Here is a 14,910-nt window from a genome sequence, read left to right on the forward strand (position 1 = left end):
CACTGGCCCGGATCCTGATACCAGCCGCCGGAGAGCCCATGACGCCCCGTTTCGGATCGCCCCCGCAGCCGGGGCGCAGCTATCGCAGGCGGCCCGGCGCCTATGCGGTCCTGATCCGCGACGGCCGGATCCTGCTGACCTTCCAGGAGGCGCCCGAACCCGAGTTCCAGCTGCCCGGCGGCGGCCTCGATCCGGGCGAGGGGGCGGTTCGGGCATTGCATCGCGAGGTCGCGGAAGAGACCGGCTGGAGCATCGCCCGGCCGCGCCTGATCGGAACCTATCGCCGCTTCTGCTTCATGCCCGACTATGACATCTTCGCCGAAAAGATCTGCTCGGTCTGGCTGGCGCGCCCGCTGTGCCGACAGGGTCCGCCCTCCGAGCCCGGCCACAGCGCCCATTGGGTCGGGCCGGACCGGGCGATGGAGCTGCTGGCCGATCCGGGATCGCGCGCGATGCTGCGGCGGGCGCTGCGCCTCTTCGGCTGAGTCTTTCGGGTATTTGTGCAACGAAGAAATCCGCTGCTTCTCTGTTGTCCAAATACCCATGCGACGGAAGCGGCCGGGCCCTGCTTCGGCGGTTCCGAGGAATCCGGGGCATCGATGCCGGCCTCAGCGATGCCGTATCGGAACGGTCTCGGCGGCGGCGCGGTGCTCGATCAGCACGGCGGAGATGTCGTCCAGCCGCTCGCCCCGGCAATATTCCGAGACCGACCAGGCCATGGATTCCAGGAAGGCATGGCCGGTCAGGAAGGCATTGGTGCGCATGATCGCGTCCAGCCCTTCCTCGCCCAGCAACCGGCCGGCGGGGTTCGTGGCCTCGATCAGCCCGTCCGAGGTGATCAGCAGCCGGTCGCCCGGATTCAGGGTCAGCGAGATCTCGTCGAAGATCGGCTTCTCGATGACCCCGACGGGCATGCCGCCATTGCCGATCCGCTCGATCCGTCCGTCGGCGCGTTGCAGGACCGGGTGGGGATGGCCGGCCTGGACCATGCTGAGCGCGCCGGTCACATGGTTCAGGTCGGCATAGATCATGGTGAAATAGGTGTCGGTCGTCATCTCCTCGAGCATCATGTTGTTGAAGAACTGCGCCAGCGCGGCGGGATTGACGGCGTCATGGCCCATCTGCGCCGCGCGCAGCGCGACATTCTGGTCCGCCGAGCCGGAAAGGTGGACCGACAGCTGCGCGGTCAGCAGCGCCGCCGTGACCCCGTGGCCCGAGACGTCCAGCGCGTAGATGCCGACCCGGTCGGCGCCGATCGGGAAGAAGCCGACCAGGTCGCCGCCGATATGTCCTGCGGGCCGCAGCAGCAGCGACAATTCGTGATGCCCGAACCGGCCGCTGCGTTCGCGCACCAGCCCCTGCTGCAGCTTGCGGGCCTCGCACAGGTCGCGCTCCATCGCCTCCTGCGCCTCGTGCAGCCGTTCCAGGGTCGCCCGCAGCATGTCGTTGCTGCTGCGCAGTTCCTCCTCGATGCGCAGCATCCGTTCCCCGGCGCTGAGCCGGGCCAGAAGCTCGGGGCCCGAGACCGGCTTGATCAGGAAGTCATCCGCCCCCGCCGCCAGCCCGGCGGAGATGTCGGCGCTGTCGGAATTCGAGGTCAGCAGGATGAAATAGCCGTATTTGTTGCGGTCTAGGGCGCGGAACCGCTGGCAGAGTTCCGGGCCCGAGAGCTGCGGCATGACCCAGTCCGAGATCACGAAATCGGGCTCTTGCGCCTTGCAGATCTCCAGCGCCTCGAACCCCGATCCGGCCTCGCTGACCTCATAGCCCGCGCGGCGCAGCTGGATGGCGAAGACCTGCCGCTGCGCGCGGCTGTCATCGACCAGCAGGACCCGCCGCGGCGGGGCGGGCCGCTGCCTCTGACGGGTCTGCAAGGATCGATTCGGCGCTTTCATGCCCGTCTTCTAGCAGGCGGGCGGTAAAGAACCGGTAAAGCGCGACGGCTGGCCGGGCTTAAGCCTTCGGTAACATCGCGCTGCTAGCAAGGGGGCCGGATGTGATTCCGGATGCAGGGATTCGAGATGATTGACTGGGGCAGGGTCGTGCAATTGCGCGACGAGGTGGGGGCGGCCGAATTCGGGCCGCTGCTGGAGCTTTTTCTGGACGAGGTCGAGGTGGTGGTGATGCGGCTGCAGGCCGCGGATCCGGCGAAGCTGGCGGACGACCTGCATTTCATCCGCGGCAGCGCGGCCAACCTGGGTTTTTCCGGGCTGGCCGCGCTTTGCCGGGACGCCGAGACCGCGCTGGCCCGCAGGATGCCGCAGGCCGTCTGTCTCGACCGGCTGCGCGGCTGCTATGCACGCTCGAAGCAGATCTTCCTGCGCGACCTGGCCCATGCGGTCGGCCCCGACCTCATCCGCGATATCGGCGCGGCCTGATCGGGAAGCCGCCGTGTCAGACCAGCAGTTCCGACAGAATCTCGTCCACGGTGATGTCGCGATAGGCGAAGCCGGCCTGGTCCAGCCGCTGCTTCAGCGTGGTCAGGTTTTCCGGCGCGGTGGTTTCGATCCCGATCAGGACCGAGCCGAAGTTGCGCGCGGATTTCTTCAGGTATTCGAAACGCGCGATGTCGTCATGCGGGCCCAGCAGCTGCAGGAAATCGCGCAGGGCGCCGGGACGCTGCGGCATCCGCAGGACGAAATATTTCTTCAGCCCGGCAAAGCGCTGCGCGCGCTCCCTGACTTCGGGCAGACGCTCGAAGTCGAAATTACCGCCCGAACAGACGCAGATCACCGTCTTGCCCTCGATCTGGTCCAGATCCCGCAGCACGTCCAGCGCCAATGCGCCGGCGGGTTCCAGCACCACGCCCTCGGTGTTCAGCATCTCCAGCATGGTGATGCAGATCCGGTCCTCGGGGGCCAGGTGGACATCGGCGGGGCGGAAGCGCCGCAGCACCTCGAAGGGCAGGGCGCCGATCCGCGCCACCGCGGCGCCGTCGACGAAGCTGTCCACGGCGGGCAGCGCCACCGGCGCGCCCGATTGCAGCGCGGCCTGCAGGCTGGCGCCGCCAAGCGGTTCGGCAAAGGCAAAGCGCGTCTCGGGCGCCTCCTCGGCGAAATACCGCGTGACCCCCGCCGCCAGCCCGCCGCCGCCCACCGGAAGCACCACCAGATCCGGGGCGCGCCCCATCTGGGCCAACATTTCCTGCCCGACCGTCGCCTGGCCCTCGATGATGTCGGGGGCGTCGAAGGGCGACAGGAACTGCGCGCCCTGGTCGGCCGAAAAGGCCTGCGCGGCCGCCAGCGTCTGGTCGAAATAGTCGCCGGTCAGCACGATCTCGATCGCTTCGCCCCCAAAGGTCCGGGTCTTGTCGATCTTCTGCTGCGGCGTCGTCACCGGCATGAAGATCGTGCCGCGGGCGCCGAAATGACGGCAGGCATAGGCCACGCCCTGGGCGTGGTTGCCGGCGCTGGCGCAGACGAAATGCGCGTTGCTGCCGGGGGCGTCGCCGACCAGCTTGCGCATGGCATTGAAGGCGCCGCGCAGCTTGTAGCTGCGCACCGGCGTCAGGTCCTCGCGCTTGAGCCAGATGTCGGCGCCGTATTTCGCCGACAGATGGTCATTGCGCTGCAGTGGCGTGGGCTCGAACAGGTCGCGAAGCGCGGCCTCGGCTCGGGAGACGGAGGCGACAAAGTTTTCCATGCGGCAAGCCCATGCCGCGAAAGCGCGGGATTGGCAAGAGAAACCCGGCCGGGCCGCGCCCATCGCAGGGACGATCCCGAAACCCGCGCGGGTTTCGGGCCACGCCGCGGCCGGCAGGGGGCCGTTCCTCTTGTGACCGGTCGCGATTGCGCCTATTCCCTGCGAAAACTCGATGAAGGGTCATCCGCATGTCCGACGCGCCGAAGAAAGTCGTCCTTGCCTATTCGGGCGGGCTCGACACCTCGATCATCCTGAAATGGCTGCAGACCGAATATGGCTGCGAGGTCATCACCTTCACCGCCGACCTGGGCCAGGGCGAGGAACTGGAGCCGGCGCGCGCCAAGGCCGAGATGCTGGGCATCCGCCCCGAGAACATCCATATCGAGGACCTGCGCGAGGAATTCGTGCGCGATTTCGTCTTCCCGATGTTCCGCGCCAATGCGCTCTACGAAGGGCTCTACCTGCTGGGCACCTCGATCGCGCGGCCGCTGATCTCGAAGCGGCTGGTGGAGCTGGCCCATGCGCATGGCGCCGATGCCGTGGCCCATGGCGCGACCGGCAAGGGCAACGACCAGGTGCGGTTCGAGCTGTCGGCCTATGCGCTGGACCCCTCGATCAAGGTGATCGCGCCCTGGCGGGAATGGGACCTGACCTCGCGCACCAGGCTGATCGAATTCGCGGAACAGAACCAGATCCCCATCGCCAGGGACAAGCGCGGCGAGGCGCCCTTCAGCGTCGATGCGAACCTGCTGCACACCTCCAGCGAGGGCAAGGCGCTGGAAGACCCGGCGGTCGAGGCGCCCGACTACGTCTATCAGCGCACGGTTTCCCCCGAGGAGGCGCCCGACACGCCCGAATATATCGAGGTGACCTTCGAACGCGGCGACGCGGTCGCGATCAACGGGCAGGCGCTGTCGCCCGCCACGATCCTGACCGACCTGAACGAATACGGCCGCAGGCACGGCATCGGCCGGCTGGATTTCGTGGAAAACCGCTTCGTCGGCATGAAGTCGCGCGGCATCTACGAGACGCCGGGCGGCACGATCCTGCTGGAGGCGCATCGCGGCATCGAGCAGATCACCCTGGACAGCGGCGCGGGGCACCTGAAGGACAGCCTGATGCCGCGCTATGCCGAACTGATCTACAACGGCTTCTGGTTCTCGCCCGAGCGCGAGATGCTGCAGGCGCTGATCGACAAGTCGCAGGAACATGTGTCGGGCACGGTGCGGCTGAAGCTCTACAAGGGCAGCGTCAACACGGTGGGCCGCTGGTCGGATCATTCGCTCTACAGCGAAAGGCACGTCACCTTCGAGGATGACGCCGGCGCCTATGACCAGAAGGACGCGGCGGGCTTCATCAGGCTGAACGCGCTGCGCCTGAAACTGGTGGCGAACCGCAACGCGCGGTTCAAGTGATGGACGGGCAGCGCCGGACCGCCCGCATCGCCATCGTCACCGTCAGCGACCGCGCGGCCGCCGGCATCTACGAGGACAAGGGCGGCCCCGGCGCCGAGGCCTGGCTGCGCGAAACCGTGACCTCTCCGGTCGAGATCGCCCGCCACATCATCCCCGACGGCCGCGAGGGCGTCGCCGCGCGGCTGCGCGAACTGGTCGAGGACGGCACCGACCTGATCCTGGTGACCGGCGGCACCGGCCCGGCGCCGCGCGACCAGACGCCCGAAGCGGTGATGGACGTGGCCGAGAAGGAACTGCCCGGCTTCGGCGAGGAGATGCGCCGCGCCTCGCTGGCCGAGGTCCCGACCGCGATCCTGTCGCGCCAGACGGCGGTGATCCGCGACGCGACGCTGATCATCACCCTGCCGGGCAAGCCCGCCGCCATTGCCACCTGCCTCGATGCGGTCTTCGCCGCGGTGCCCTATTGCCTCGACCTGATCGGCGCCGCCCGGATCGAGACCGACCCGAACCGTATCGAGGCGTTCCGCCCCAAGGGCGCCTGACGCGCCCGGCGGTTTCGGTCGCATGGGTATTTGGACAACAGAGAAGCAGCGGGCTTCTTCGTTGTCCAAATACCCAAAAAGCCTCAGCCGAACAGGCGCAGCGCCAGCGGGGCGATGATGGCGGTCAGGACCGCGTTCATCCCCATGCCGATCCCCGAGAATGCGCCCGCCGTTTCGCTGACCTGGAAGGCGCGGGCGGTGCCGATGCCATGGGCGGCCACGCCGACGGCGAAGCCGCGCGCGCGCCAGTCGCGGATCCGCAGGGCGTTCAGCAGCGGCGTGGCGACGATGGCCCCCAGGATCCCGGTCAGCAGCACCAGCGATGCCGTCAGCGTGGGCTGGCCGCCGATCCGCTCGGCGATGCCGATGGCGACCGGGGCAGTGGTGGATTTCGGCGCCAGCGAGGCCAGCACCGCCACGTCCAGCCCCAGCGCGCGGCCTATCGCCAGCGCCGAGGCGACCGCCGTCACCGATCCCGCGGTAAGTGCCGCCATCATCGGCAGGAAGGCGCGGCGGACGCGGGGCAGGTTGTCGTAGAGCGGCAGGGCCAGCGCCACGGTCGCCGGGCCCAGCATGAAATGGACGAATTGCGCGCCCTCGAAATAGGTCGCGTAATCGGTGCGGGTCAGCCACAGCAGGCTCGCCAGCAGGATCACCGCGATCATCACCGGGTTGGCCCAGCTCTGCCGTCCGGCGGCGCGGAAACAGGCGTCGCCGGCCAGATAGGCGACCAGCGTGGCGGTCAGCCACAGCAGTGGCCCCTGGGCCAGGTAGGACCAGATCAGCGACGGATCAGTCATCGCCGGCATCCTTCAGCGCCGATGCATCCGTCGAGCCGGTCAGCTTCGCCACCGCCACGAAGACCAGCGCGCCCACGCCGATCGCCAGCACCGTCGAGCCCGCGATGGCCAGCGCCAGCGCGATGCCCTGGTCGCGGATCAGCGCCATATGCGCCACCACGCCCACGCCGGCGGGCACGAAGAACAGCGACAGGTGCTGCAGCAGCCCCATGGTCACCGGCCGCAGCCGATGCGCCAGCGCCGGCCGCGCCAGGCAGCTTGCCACCAGCAGGCACAGCCCGATCACCGGGCCCGGCAAGGGCAGGTCCAGGGCGCGCGAGGCCACCTCGCCCACCAGTTGAAAGCCCAGAATCACTGCGAGAGACATGATCATGGCGCCGATCCTATCACCGGAATTTCTTGTGGCGAGCCCTTTGATCTTGTGGATAACTGTGTGGGCCGCCCCAGATATAGCGCTTTCGGTTGACTTGCGCCCGCAGGCTGCGGACAATCGCCGCCACATGTCCGATTCTGGAAGGAAGGCATTTGCGCTTCGACCGGCTGCGCCTCAACGGCTTCAAGAGCTTCGTGGACCCGACCGACCTGGTCATCCGCGAGGGGCTGACCGGCGTGGTCGGCCCCAATGGCTGCGGCAAGTCGAACCTGCTGGAGGCGCTGCGCTGGGTCATGGGCGAGAACCGCCCCACCGCGATGCGCGGCGAGGGGATGGAGGACGTGATCTTCGCGGGCACCGCGCGCCGGGCGGCGCGCAGCCATGCCGAGGTCACGCTGACCATGGACAATCGCGACCGGCTGGCGCCAGCAGGCTTCAACGACGACGATCATTTCGACATCGTGCGCCGGATCACCCGCGATGCCGGATCGGCCTACAAGATCAACGGCAAGGACGTGCGGGCGCGCGACGTGCAGATGCTGTTCGCGGATGCCTCGACCGGGGCGCATTCGCCGGCGCTGGTGCGGCAGGGCCAGATCAGCGAGCTGATCAACGCCAAGCCGAAGAGCCGTCGCCGCATTCTGGAGGAAGCGGCGGGGATTTCCGGTCTCTATCAGCGCCGCCACGAGGCCGAGCTGAAGCTGAACGGGGCCGAGACCAACCTGACGCGCGTCGACGACACGCTGGACCAGCTTTCCGCGCAGGCGGCCAGCCTTGCGCGCCAGGCGCGGGCGGCGGCGCGCTATCGCGAGATCGGGGCGGCGCTGCGGCAGGCCGAGGGCGTGCTGCTCTATCGCCGTTGGGCCGAGGCCGAGGCGGCGCGGCTGGCGGCGGCCGAGGCGCTGTCGGCGGCGGTGAAGGCGGCGGGCGAGGCCGAGATCGCCGCCCGCCAGGCCTCCGAGCGGCGCGAGGCGGCCGAGGGCGCGCTGCCGCCCCTGCGCGAGGAGGAGCAGATCGCCGCCGCGATCCTGTCGCGCGTCACGGTCGAGCGCGAGGCGCTGGACGAGGCCGAGGCGCGGGCGGTCGAGGCCATCGAGGCGCTGACCGGGCGGATCGCGCAGCTGGACCGCGACATCGAGCGCGAGGCGGCGCTGAACCGCGATGCCGGCGAGGTGATCGAGCGGCTGAACTGGGAGCGGGCCGAGCTGGAAAAGGCCGGGCAGGGGCAGGAGGCGCGGCTGGAGGCGGCCTCGGGCGCCGCCGATGAGGCCGCCGAGGCCCTGCGCGAGATCGAGGCGCGGCTGGCCGAGCTGACCGACGAGGCCGCGCGCCTGGCCGCGCGCCACCAGTCGGCCGAGCGGCTGGCGGGCGATCTGCGGGCGATGCTGCAGCGCGCCGAACGCGCCAGCGCCGAGGCGGCCGAGAATGCGGCGCGGGCCTCGGACACGGGGCAGGCGGCCGAGGCGGCCCTGGCGGCGGCAGAGGCCGCGCAGGAGGCTGCCAGCGAACGCGCCGAGGCGGCCGAGGAGGCGCTGGCCGGGGCCGAACAGGCGCGCGCCGAGGCCGAGGGTGCCGAGGCTGCCGCCCGCGCCGCCCGCGCCGAGGCCGAGGGCGAGGCCGGGGCCCTGGCCGCCGAGATGGCCGCCCTGCGCCGCCTGGTCGAACGCGGCCAGTCGGGCGGCGCGGCGATCCTCGACCAGGTGACGGTGGCGCGCGGGTACGAGCTGGCCTTCGGCGCGGCGCTTGGCGACGATCTGCGCGCCGGTCTGGCCGAGGATGGCGGCAGCGGCTGGCATCTTCTGCCGGGCTGGGACGCGCCGCAGCCCCTGCCGGCCGGCGCCGCGCCGCTGGCCCCGCATGTGGAGGCGCCCGCGGCGCTGTCGCGGCGGCTGTCGCAGGTCGGGCTGGTCGCGGACGCGGCCACGGCGGCGGCCCTGCAGGACCGGCTGGCGCCGGGCCAGCGGCTGGTCACGCAGGCGGGCGACCTGTTCCGCTGGGACGGGATGCGGGTGATGGCGGGCGAGGCGTCCTCGGCCGCGGCGCTGCATCTGCAGAAGGTGAACCAGCTGGCCGAGACCGGCGAGGCCAACGAGGCGGCGCAGGCCCGTGCCGCCGCGGCGACCGAGGCGCATGAGGACGCCCGCGCGCGCCTGGCCGATGCCGCGGCGCTGGAAAAATCCGCCCGCGACGGGCGGCGCGAGGCCGAGCGCCTGCTGTCCGAGGCCGCGCGGGCCGCGACGCGGGCCGAATCCGATCTGTCGCTGGCCAACAGCCGCGCGGAATCGGCGCGGGCCGAGCTGGCGCGGCATCAGGCCGACGCGGCGGATGCGCGGGTGCGCCTGGCCCAGGCCGAAGCGGCGCTGGCCGACCTGCCCGACCGGGGCGAGGCCGCGGCGGCGCTGGAACATGCCCGCACCGGCGTCGAGGCGGCGCGCATCGCCACCATGACCCGTCGCGCCGCGCTGGACGAGCTGCGGCGCGAGGGTAATGCCCGCGTCAAGCGTCTGCAGGAGATCGCCAAGGAGGAATCGGGCTGGAAGCTGCGCCTGCAGCAGGCCGGGACGCGGGCCTCGGAACTGGCGGCGCGGCGCGATGCCGCCGCCCGCGATCTGGCCGAGGCCGAGGCGCAGCCCGCCGCCCTGGCCGGCAGGCGCGACAGCCTGGTCGCGCGCGAGGCCGATGCCGAAGCGCGGCTCTCGGCGGCGCGCGAGGCGCTGGCCGTGGGCGACGAGGCTGCCCGCGCCGCCGCCCATGCGGAACGCGACACCGAGCGCGCGGCCTCGGAGGCGCGCGAGACCCGCGCCGCGCGCGAGGCCCGCGCCGAGGCGGCGCGCGACCTGGAAGCCGCCGCCCGCGCCCGCATCCACGAGGAGACCGAGGGCACGCCGCAGCAATTGTTGGACAGCCTGGGCGATGTGGGCACCGACACCCCCGCGCAGGCGCTGGAGGAGCAGATCGCCCGGCTGCGCGGCCAGCGCGACGCGCTTGGCGCGGTGAACCTGCGCGCCGACGAGGACAAGCGCGAGCTGGAGGAGGAACGCGACCGGCTGGCCGGCGAGAAATCCGACCTGGAAGAGGCGATCCGCAAGCTGCGCGCCGGCATCGGCAGCCTGAACCGCGAGGGGCGCGAGCGGCTGCTGGCCGCCTTCGACACGGTGAACGCGAATTTCACCACTCTGTTCACGACGCTGTTCGGCGGCGGCGAGGCGCGGCTGGTGCTGGTCGAATCCGACGATCCGCTGGAGGCCGGGCTGGAGATCATGTGCCAGCCGCCCGGCAAGAAGCTGTCCACGCTGAGCCTTCTGTCGGGGGGCGAGCAGACGCTGACCGCGCTGGCGCTGATCTTCGCGGTCTTCCTGGCCAATCCCGCGCCGATCTGCGTGCTGGACGAGGTGGATGCGCCGCTGGACGACGCCAACGTGAACCGCTTCTGCGACCTGCTGGACGAGATGACCCGGCGGACCGAGACCCGCTTCCTGATCATCACCCACCATGCCGTGACCATGTCGCGCATGGACCGGCTGTTCGGGGTGACGATGGTGGAACAGGGCGTCAGCCAGCTTGTCAGCGTCGATCTGAAACGCGCCGAGGCTCTGGTCGCCTGACCCGCCCCTTGCTAGGCTGCGCCGCGAATCCGCTGCCGCCCGCAGCGGCTCAACGACGAGGACAAGATGAGCATCGAGAACCGACTGACCGAACTGGGCATCACCCTGCCCGAGGCCCCCGCCCCCGCCGCCAACTATGTCCCCTTCGTGCAGACCGGAAACCTGGTCTTCATCTCGGGCCAGATCAGCGCCGATGAGGGCGGGCTGATCACCGGCAGGCTGGGCGACGGCATGTCGGTCGAGGAGGGCGCCGCCGCCGCGCGGCGCTGCGGGCTGGCGCTGATCGCGCAGCTGAAGGCGGCGGTGGGCGACCTGGACCGGGTGACGCGGGTGGTCAAGCTGACCGGCTTCGTGAACTCGACCCCGGATTTCACCGACCAGCCCAAGGTCGTCAACGGCTGTTCGGACCTGATGGTCGAGGTCTTCGGCGATGCCGGCCGCCATTCCCGCGCTGCCGTTTCGGCCGCCGCCCTGCCGCTTGGCGTCGCCGTCGAGATCGAGGCGATCTTCGAGGTGGCGTGATGGAGCTGCCGCAGGTCTTCCTGACGCTGCCCTTCGCCCATCGCGGGCTGCACGGCCCCGGCGTGCCGGAAAACAGCCTTGCCGCCGCGCAGGCGGCCGTCGATGCGGGCTATGGGATCGAGCTGGACATCCAGCCCTCGTCCGACGGCGTGGCGATGGTGTTTCACGACTATGACCTGCGGCGTCTTTGCGGGCGGCCGGACCGCGTGGACGCGACCAGCGCCGAGGCGCTTGGCCGCCTGCCGCTGCTGGAGGGCGACCAGACCATCCCGACGCTGGCGCAATTCCTGGAGCTGGTCGCCGGGCGCGTGCCGCTGCTGATCGAGATCAAGGACCAGCCGGACGGCCTGGGCGGGCAGGCCGTGGATCTGCATGTGCCGGTGGCCGAGGCGCTGAAGGGCTATGGCGGCCCGGTCGCGGTGATGTCCTTCAACCCGCGGATCGTCGCGGCCTTCCACGCGCTGGCCCCCGCGATCCCGGTCGGCATCACCTCCTGCGCCTATGCGGCCGAGGACTATCCCGAACTGAGCGATGCGCAGCGCGAGCATCTGCGGGCGATCCCCGATTACGATGCGGTGGGGGCCTGCTTCATCTCGCATGACCACCACGACCTGGACAATCCGCGCGTCGATGCGCTGAAGGCGATGGGGGCGGGGATCCTGTGCTGGACGATCCGCACGCCCGAGGAGGAGGCCGCGGCCCGCCGCGTCGCCGACAATATCACCTTCGAATACTACATGGCGGCGAAGTGAACCGCCCCTTCGGGCCCTGTCGCGCCGGGAATTGCGGCAGACCCGCTGACATTTCCGCCCGCCTCCCCTAGATTCCCGGCATGAGCAGCGCGCTGACCATCAGCACCCATTCCTCGATCGCCCGCATCCCGGCCGCCGACTGGGACCGGCTGGCCGGCGGCGATCCCTTCACCAGCCACCGCTTCCTGGCGGCGCTGGAGGCATCCGGCTCGGTCGGGCCGGGCAGCGGCTGGCAGCCCCTGCACCTGACGGTGGAACGCGGCGGGCAGGTGGTCGGCGCCGCGCCGCTTTACGCCAAGTCGCACAGCCAGGGCGAATACATCTTCGACCATGCCTGGGCCGAGGCCTATATGCGCGCGGGCGGGCGCTATTATCCCAAGCTGCAATGCGCGGTGCCCTTCACGCCCGCCACCGGCCCGCGCCTGCTGGCCCCCGATCCCGGCATCCGGCAGGCGCTGCTGTCGGGCATGGCGCAGGTCGCCGAGCGGGCGGGCTGTTCGGGCGCCCATGTGACCTTCTGCACCGAGACCGAGGCCCGCGAGGGCGCCGAGGCCGGCTTCCTGCCGCGCGTGACCCAGCAGTTCCACTGGCTCAACCGCGGCTATGGCAGCTTCGATGACTTCCTGGCGGCGCTGTCGTCGCGCAAGCGCAAGGCGATCCGCAAGGAACGGGCGCGGGCGGCGGAGTTCGGCGGCACGATCCGGCGGCTGAGCGGCGACGACCTGCGCCCCGACCATTGGGACGCCTTCTGGGCCTTCTACCAGGATACCGGCAGCCGCAAATGGGGGCGCCCCTACCTGACCCGCGCCTTCTTCGACCAGATCCACGACACGATGCGCGACGACATCCTGCTGGTCATGGCCGAACGCGACGGCCAGCCCATCGCCGGCGCGCTGAACTTCATCGGCCCCGACGCGCTCTATGGCCGCTATTGGGGCTGCCTCGAGGACCACGCCTTCCTGCATTTCGAACTCTGCTATCACCAGGCCATCGACCATGCGATCGCGCATGGGCTGTCGCGGGTCGAGGCCGGCGCGCAGGGCGAACACAAGCTGGCCCGCGGCTACGAGCCGGTGGCGATCCATTCCCTGCACTGGGTCCGGGACGAGGGCTTCCTGCGCGCCCTGGCCGGCTATCTGGACCAGGAGCGCGCGGCGATGGGGCAGGAGATCGAGGCACTGGCCGACTGGACCCCGTTTCGCAAGGGGTGAGAGGCCGGATCTTGACAGCCGGGCCAATTCATAACATATGAAGTTACATGAAACGGGACAGCCGCCTTTCCTCGGTTCTTCATGCCCTGCTGCACATGGCGGAACATGACGGCCCGATGACCTCCGAGGCGCTGGGGCAATGCCTCGGTACCAATCCGGTCGTGGTGCGTCGCAGCATGGGGCTGCTGCGCGAGGCCGGGCTGGTGACGGCCGAGCGGGGGCACGCCGGGGGCTGGCGCATCTCGGCCGATCTGGCGGCGGTCAGCCTGCGCCGGCTGCACGAAGCCCTGGGCGAGCCGGCGATCTTCGCCATCGGCAACCGCAACGAGACGCCGGAATGCCTGGTCGAGCAATCGGTCAATGCCGCGCTGGAGGGCGCCTTTGCCGAGGCCGAGGCGCTGCTGCTGGAACGTTTCGCCGATGTGACGCTGGCCGATCTGGCCGAGGATTTCGCCCGCCGCCATGCACAAAGGCGGGCGGTGAAGGAGTAGGACATGCAGGATGTGATCGTGATCGGGGGCAGCTATGCCGGGATGGCCGCCGCCCTGCAGCTGGCGCGTGCGCGCCGCAAGGTGCTGGTGGTCGATGCCGGCCAGCGGCGCAACCGCTTCGCCCGCCATTCGCACGGCTTTCTGGGCCAGGACGGGGTGGACCCGGCCCGCATCTCGGCCGAGGCGCGTCGGCAGTTGCTGGCCTATCCGACGGTGACCTGGATCGAGGGCGAGGCCGTCGCGATCTCGGGGTGCAAGGACGATTTCCGGCTGGCCAGGGCGGATGGCACGGCCCATGCCGGCCGCCGCATCCTGCTGGCCACCGGGGTCCGCGACCGGCTTCCCGACATTCCGGGCCTGCCGGAGCGATGGGGCAAGACGGTGTTCCATTGCCCCTATTGCCACGGCTACGAGCTGGATCAGGGCCGGATCGGGGTCATCGCCGCCGGCGCGATGTCGCTGCATCAGGCGAAGCTGCTGCCGGAATGGGGCGAGGTCGCTTTCCTGACCAATGGCGCCCTGACACTGGAGCCGGAGCAACGCGACGACTTGCGCAGCCGCGGCGTCGCCGTCGAGGAAACCCCCATCGCCCGGATCGCGGGCGAGGCCGAGGTGGAACTGCGCGACGGCCGGGTGCTGCCCTTCGCCGGGCTGTTCACCGCGACCCGGACCGAGCCGGCCGGCCCGCTGGCCGAGGCCGCCGGCTGCGAGCTGATCGAGACGCCGATGGCCCGCCAGATCCTGACGGACGAGACGAAGGAAACCAGCCTTCCCGGCATCTTCGCCTGCGGCGACGTCGCGCGGGCGCCGCATTCGGTGTCGTTGGCGGTGGACGATGGCGCCTGGGCCGGGGCGCAGCTGCACCGCTCGCTGGTCTGGCCGGGATGAGCGGCGCGACCCATCCGGGCGATGCCGCCAGCTATGCCGGCCGCGTCGCGCGCCATGTGCCGGGGCTTGAGGACCTGCACCGCATGGCGGCGCTGCTGCTGGCCGAGCGGGTGCCCGATACCGGCCGCGTCCTGGTCCTCGGCGCCGGCGGCGGGCTGGAGCTGCGCGCCTTCGCCGCGGCGCATCCCGGCTGGCGCTTCGACGGCGTCGATCCCTCGCCCCGGATGATCGTCCAGGCGCGGGACATTCTCGGCCCGGCGGGTGGCCGCGTCACCTTCCATCAGGGCTATGTCGACGATGCTCCCGACGGCCCCTTCGACGGCGCGACCTGCCTGCTGACCCTGCATTTCCTGCCGCGCGAGGAACGCCTGCGCACCCTGCGCCAGCTGCATCGCCGCCTTCGTCCCGCGGCGCCCTTCGTCATGGCCCATCACAGTTTTCCGCAGGCGGACGGGCAGCAGGATCTGTGGCTGCGGCGCAATGCGGCCTGGCTGGTCTCGGGCGGCGTTCCCGAGGCGCAGGCCATGGCGGGCATGGCCACGATGAAGGAACGCCTGCCGGTGCTGACGCCCGAGGAGGATGCCGCGCTTCTGGCGGCGGCGGGCTTCCGCGAGGTCCAGCTGTTCCATGCCGCCCTTACCTTCAAGGGCTGGATCGCCTGGGCGTGAA

Annotated in this window: 15 protein-coding genes; 11 read left to right on the forward strand and 4 right to left on the reverse strand. The window is 70.5% G+C overall.

All coding sequences use genetic code 11. The annotated features are described in order from the left end of the window. The first annotated feature begins 38 nt into the window (after positions 1-38). The gene (locus C9E82_RS04450; RefSeq protein WP_119896765.1) at positions 39-485 is read left to right on the forward strand and encodes an NUDIX domain-containing protein; all 447 of its coding nucleotides are present in this window, start codon (positions 39-41) and stop codon (positions 483-485) included. Positions 486-608: 123 nt separating this feature from the next. Here the strand turns inward: C9E82_RS04450 and C9E82_RS04455 are convergent, their stop codons facing one another. Then, on the reverse strand, positions 609-1,874 hold the full coding sequence (locus tag C9E82_RS04455) for a PP2C family protein-serine/threonine phosphatase (RefSeq protein ID WP_244935994.1): 1,266 nt from the start codon (positions 1,872-1,874) through the stop codon (positions 609-611). Between the two features lie 147 nt (positions 1,875-2,021). Here C9E82_RS04455 and C9E82_RS04460 point away from each other — a divergent pair, with 147 nt between their 5' ends. Further along, a complete protein-coding gene (locus C9E82_RS04460; protein WP_119896781.1) occupies positions 2,022-2,378 on the forward strand; it encodes an Hpt domain-containing protein in 357 nt (118 codons plus the stop codon). A 16-nt stretch (positions 2,379-2,394) separates the two neighbouring features. Here the strand turns inward: C9E82_RS04460 and ilvA are convergent, their stop codons facing one another. Continuing rightward, positions 2,395-3,642 (reverse strand): threonine ammonia-lyase IlvA, encoded by a 1,248-nt coding sequence (gene ilvA / locus C9E82_RS04465; protein WP_122449202.1) that lies wholly within the window; start codon positions 3,640-3,642, stop codon positions 2,395-2,397. Between the two features lie 188 nt (positions 3,643-3,830). Here ilvA and C9E82_RS04470 point away from each other — a divergent pair, with 188 nt between their 5' ends. Both C9E82_RS04470 and mog read left to right on the forward strand, forming a co-directional pair. Then, positions 3,831-5,057, forward strand: coding sequence for an argininosuccinate synthase (locus C9E82_RS04470; RefSeq protein ID WP_119897174.1), 1,227 nt, complete (start codon positions 3,831-3,833; stop codon positions 5,055-5,057). After that, on the forward strand, positions 5,057-5,599 hold the full coding sequence (mog, locus tag C9E82_RS04475; protein ID WP_119897175.1) for a molybdopterin adenylyltransferase: 543 nt from the start codon (positions 5,057-5,059) through the stop codon (positions 5,597-5,599). Before C9E82_RS04470 ends, mog begins: the two co-directional genes overlap by 1 nt. 83 nt (positions 5,600-5,682) lie before the next feature. Here the strand turns inward: mog and C9E82_RS04480 are convergent, their stop codons facing one another. Further along, a complete protein-coding gene (locus tag C9E82_RS04480; RefSeq protein ID WP_119897176.1) occupies positions 5,683-6,399 on the reverse strand; it encodes an LrgB family protein in 717 nt (238 codons plus the stop codon). After that, positions 6,392-6,772, reverse strand: a complete 381-nt coding sequence (locus C9E82_RS04485) for a CidA/LrgA family protein (RefSeq protein ID WP_119897177.1) — start codon at positions 6,770-6,772, stop codon at positions 6,392-6,394. Before C9E82_RS04485 ends, C9E82_RS04480 begins: the two co-directional genes overlap by 8 nt. Positions 6,773-6,924: 152 nt before the next feature. On the opposite strand from C9E82_RS04485, the gene C9E82_RS04490 reads away from it, so the two are divergent. The 7 genes from C9E82_RS04490 to C9E82_RS04520 all read left to right on the forward strand — a co-directional run bounded on the left by C9E82_RS04490 (position 6,925) and on the right by C9E82_RS04520 (position 14,909). Next, positions 6,925-10,377 carry a chromosome segregation SMC family protein gene (locus C9E82_RS04490; protein WP_119897178.1) on the forward strand — a complete coding sequence of 1,151 codons (3,453 nt, stop codon included), beginning with the start codon at positions 6,925-6,927 and terminating at the stop codon, positions 10,375-10,377. A 66-nt stretch (positions 10,378-10,443) separates the two neighbouring features. Next, positions 10,444-10,899, forward strand: a complete 456-nt coding sequence (locus C9E82_RS04495; protein WP_119897179.1) for a RidA family protein — start codon at positions 10,444-10,446, stop codon at positions 10,897-10,899. Beyond that, on the forward strand, positions 10,899-11,651 hold the full coding sequence (locus tag C9E82_RS04500; protein ID WP_119897180.1) for a glycerophosphodiester phosphodiesterase family protein: 753 nt from the start codon (positions 10,899-10,901) through the stop codon (positions 11,649-11,651). Before C9E82_RS04495 ends, C9E82_RS04500 begins: the two co-directional genes overlap by 1 nt. Positions 11,652-11,731: 80 nt before the next feature. Next, positions 11,732-12,862, forward strand: coding sequence for a GNAT family N-acetyltransferase (locus C9E82_RS04505; protein WP_119897181.1), 1,131 nt, complete (start codon positions 11,732-11,734; stop codon positions 12,860-12,862). Between the two features lie 47 nt (positions 12,863-12,909). Further along, a complete protein-coding gene (locus tag C9E82_RS04510) occupies positions 12,910-13,353 on the forward strand; it encodes an RrF2 family transcriptional regulator (protein ID WP_119897182.1) in 444 nt (147 codons plus the stop codon). Positions 13,354-13,356: 3 nt separating this feature from the next. After that, entirely contained in the window at positions 13,357-14,241 is an 885-nt protein-coding gene (locus C9E82_RS04515; RefSeq protein ID WP_119897183.1) for an NAD(P)/FAD-dependent oxidoreductase, read from the forward strand. Beyond that, a complete protein-coding gene (locus tag C9E82_RS04520; protein WP_119897184.1) occupies positions 14,238-14,909 on the forward strand; it encodes a class I SAM-dependent methyltransferase in 672 nt (223 codons plus the stop codon). The genes C9E82_RS04515 and C9E82_RS04520 overlap by 4 nt, the downstream gene beginning before the upstream one ends. Position 14,910 lies beyond the last annotated feature (1 nt).

It is taken from the genome of Paracoccus sigandri (genome assembly GCF_003709565.1).
In the GTDB taxonomy this organism is placed as follows: Bacteria; Pseudomonadota; Alphaproteobacteria; order Rhodobacterales; family Rhodobacteraceae; genus Paracoccus; species Paracoccus siganidrum.

Coding starts and splice junctions, on each gene's coding strand:
- C9E82_RS04470 (WP_119897174.1), top strand. CDS start 3,831: ATGTCCGACGCGCCGAAGAAAGTCGTCCTTGCCTATTCGGGCGGGCTC.
- C9E82_RS04510 (WP_119897182.1), top strand. CDS start 12,910: ATGAAACGGGACAGCCGCCTTTCCTCGGTTCTTCATGCCCTGCTGCAC.
- C9E82_RS04505 (WP_119897181.1), top strand. CDS start 11,732: ATGAGCAGCGCGCTGACCATCAGCACCCATTCCTCGATCGCCCGCATC.
- C9E82_RS04480 (WP_119897176.1), bottom strand. CDS start 6,399: ATGACTGATCCGTCGCTGATCTGGTCCTACCTGGCCCAGGGGCCACTG.
- C9E82_RS04520 (WP_119897184.1), top strand. CDS start 14,238: ATGAGCGGCGCGACCCATCCGGGCGATGCCGCCAGCTATGCCGGCCGC.
- C9E82_RS04460 (WP_119896781.1), top strand. CDS start 2,022: ATGATTGACTGGGGCAGGGTCGTGCAATTGCGCGACGAGGTGGGGGCG.
- C9E82_RS04515 (WP_119897183.1), top strand. CDS start 13,357: ATGCAGGATGTGATCGTGATCGGGGGCAGCTATGCCGGGATGGCCGCC.
- C9E82_RS04485 (WP_119897177.1), bottom strand. CDS start 6,772: ATGATCATGTCTCTCGCAGTGATTCTGGGCTTTCAACTGGTGGGCGAG.
- ilvA (WP_122449202.1), bottom strand. CDS start 3,642: ATGGAAAACTTTGTCGCCTCCGTCTCCCGAGCCGAGGCCGCGCTTCGC.
- C9E82_RS04495 (WP_119897179.1), top strand. CDS start 10,444: ATGAGCATCGAGAACCGACTGACCGAACTGGGCATCACCCTGCCCGAG.
- C9E82_RS04500 (WP_119897180.1), top strand. CDS start 10,899: ATGGAGCTGCCGCAGGTCTTCCTGACGCTGCCCTTCGCCCATCGCGGG.
- C9E82_RS04450 (WP_119896765.1), top strand. CDS start 39: ATGACGCCCCGTTTCGGATCGCCCCCGCAGCCGGGGCGCAGCTATCGC.
- mog (WP_119897175.1), top strand. CDS start 5,057: ATGGACGGGCAGCGCCGGACCGCCCGCATCGCCATCGTCACCGTCAGC.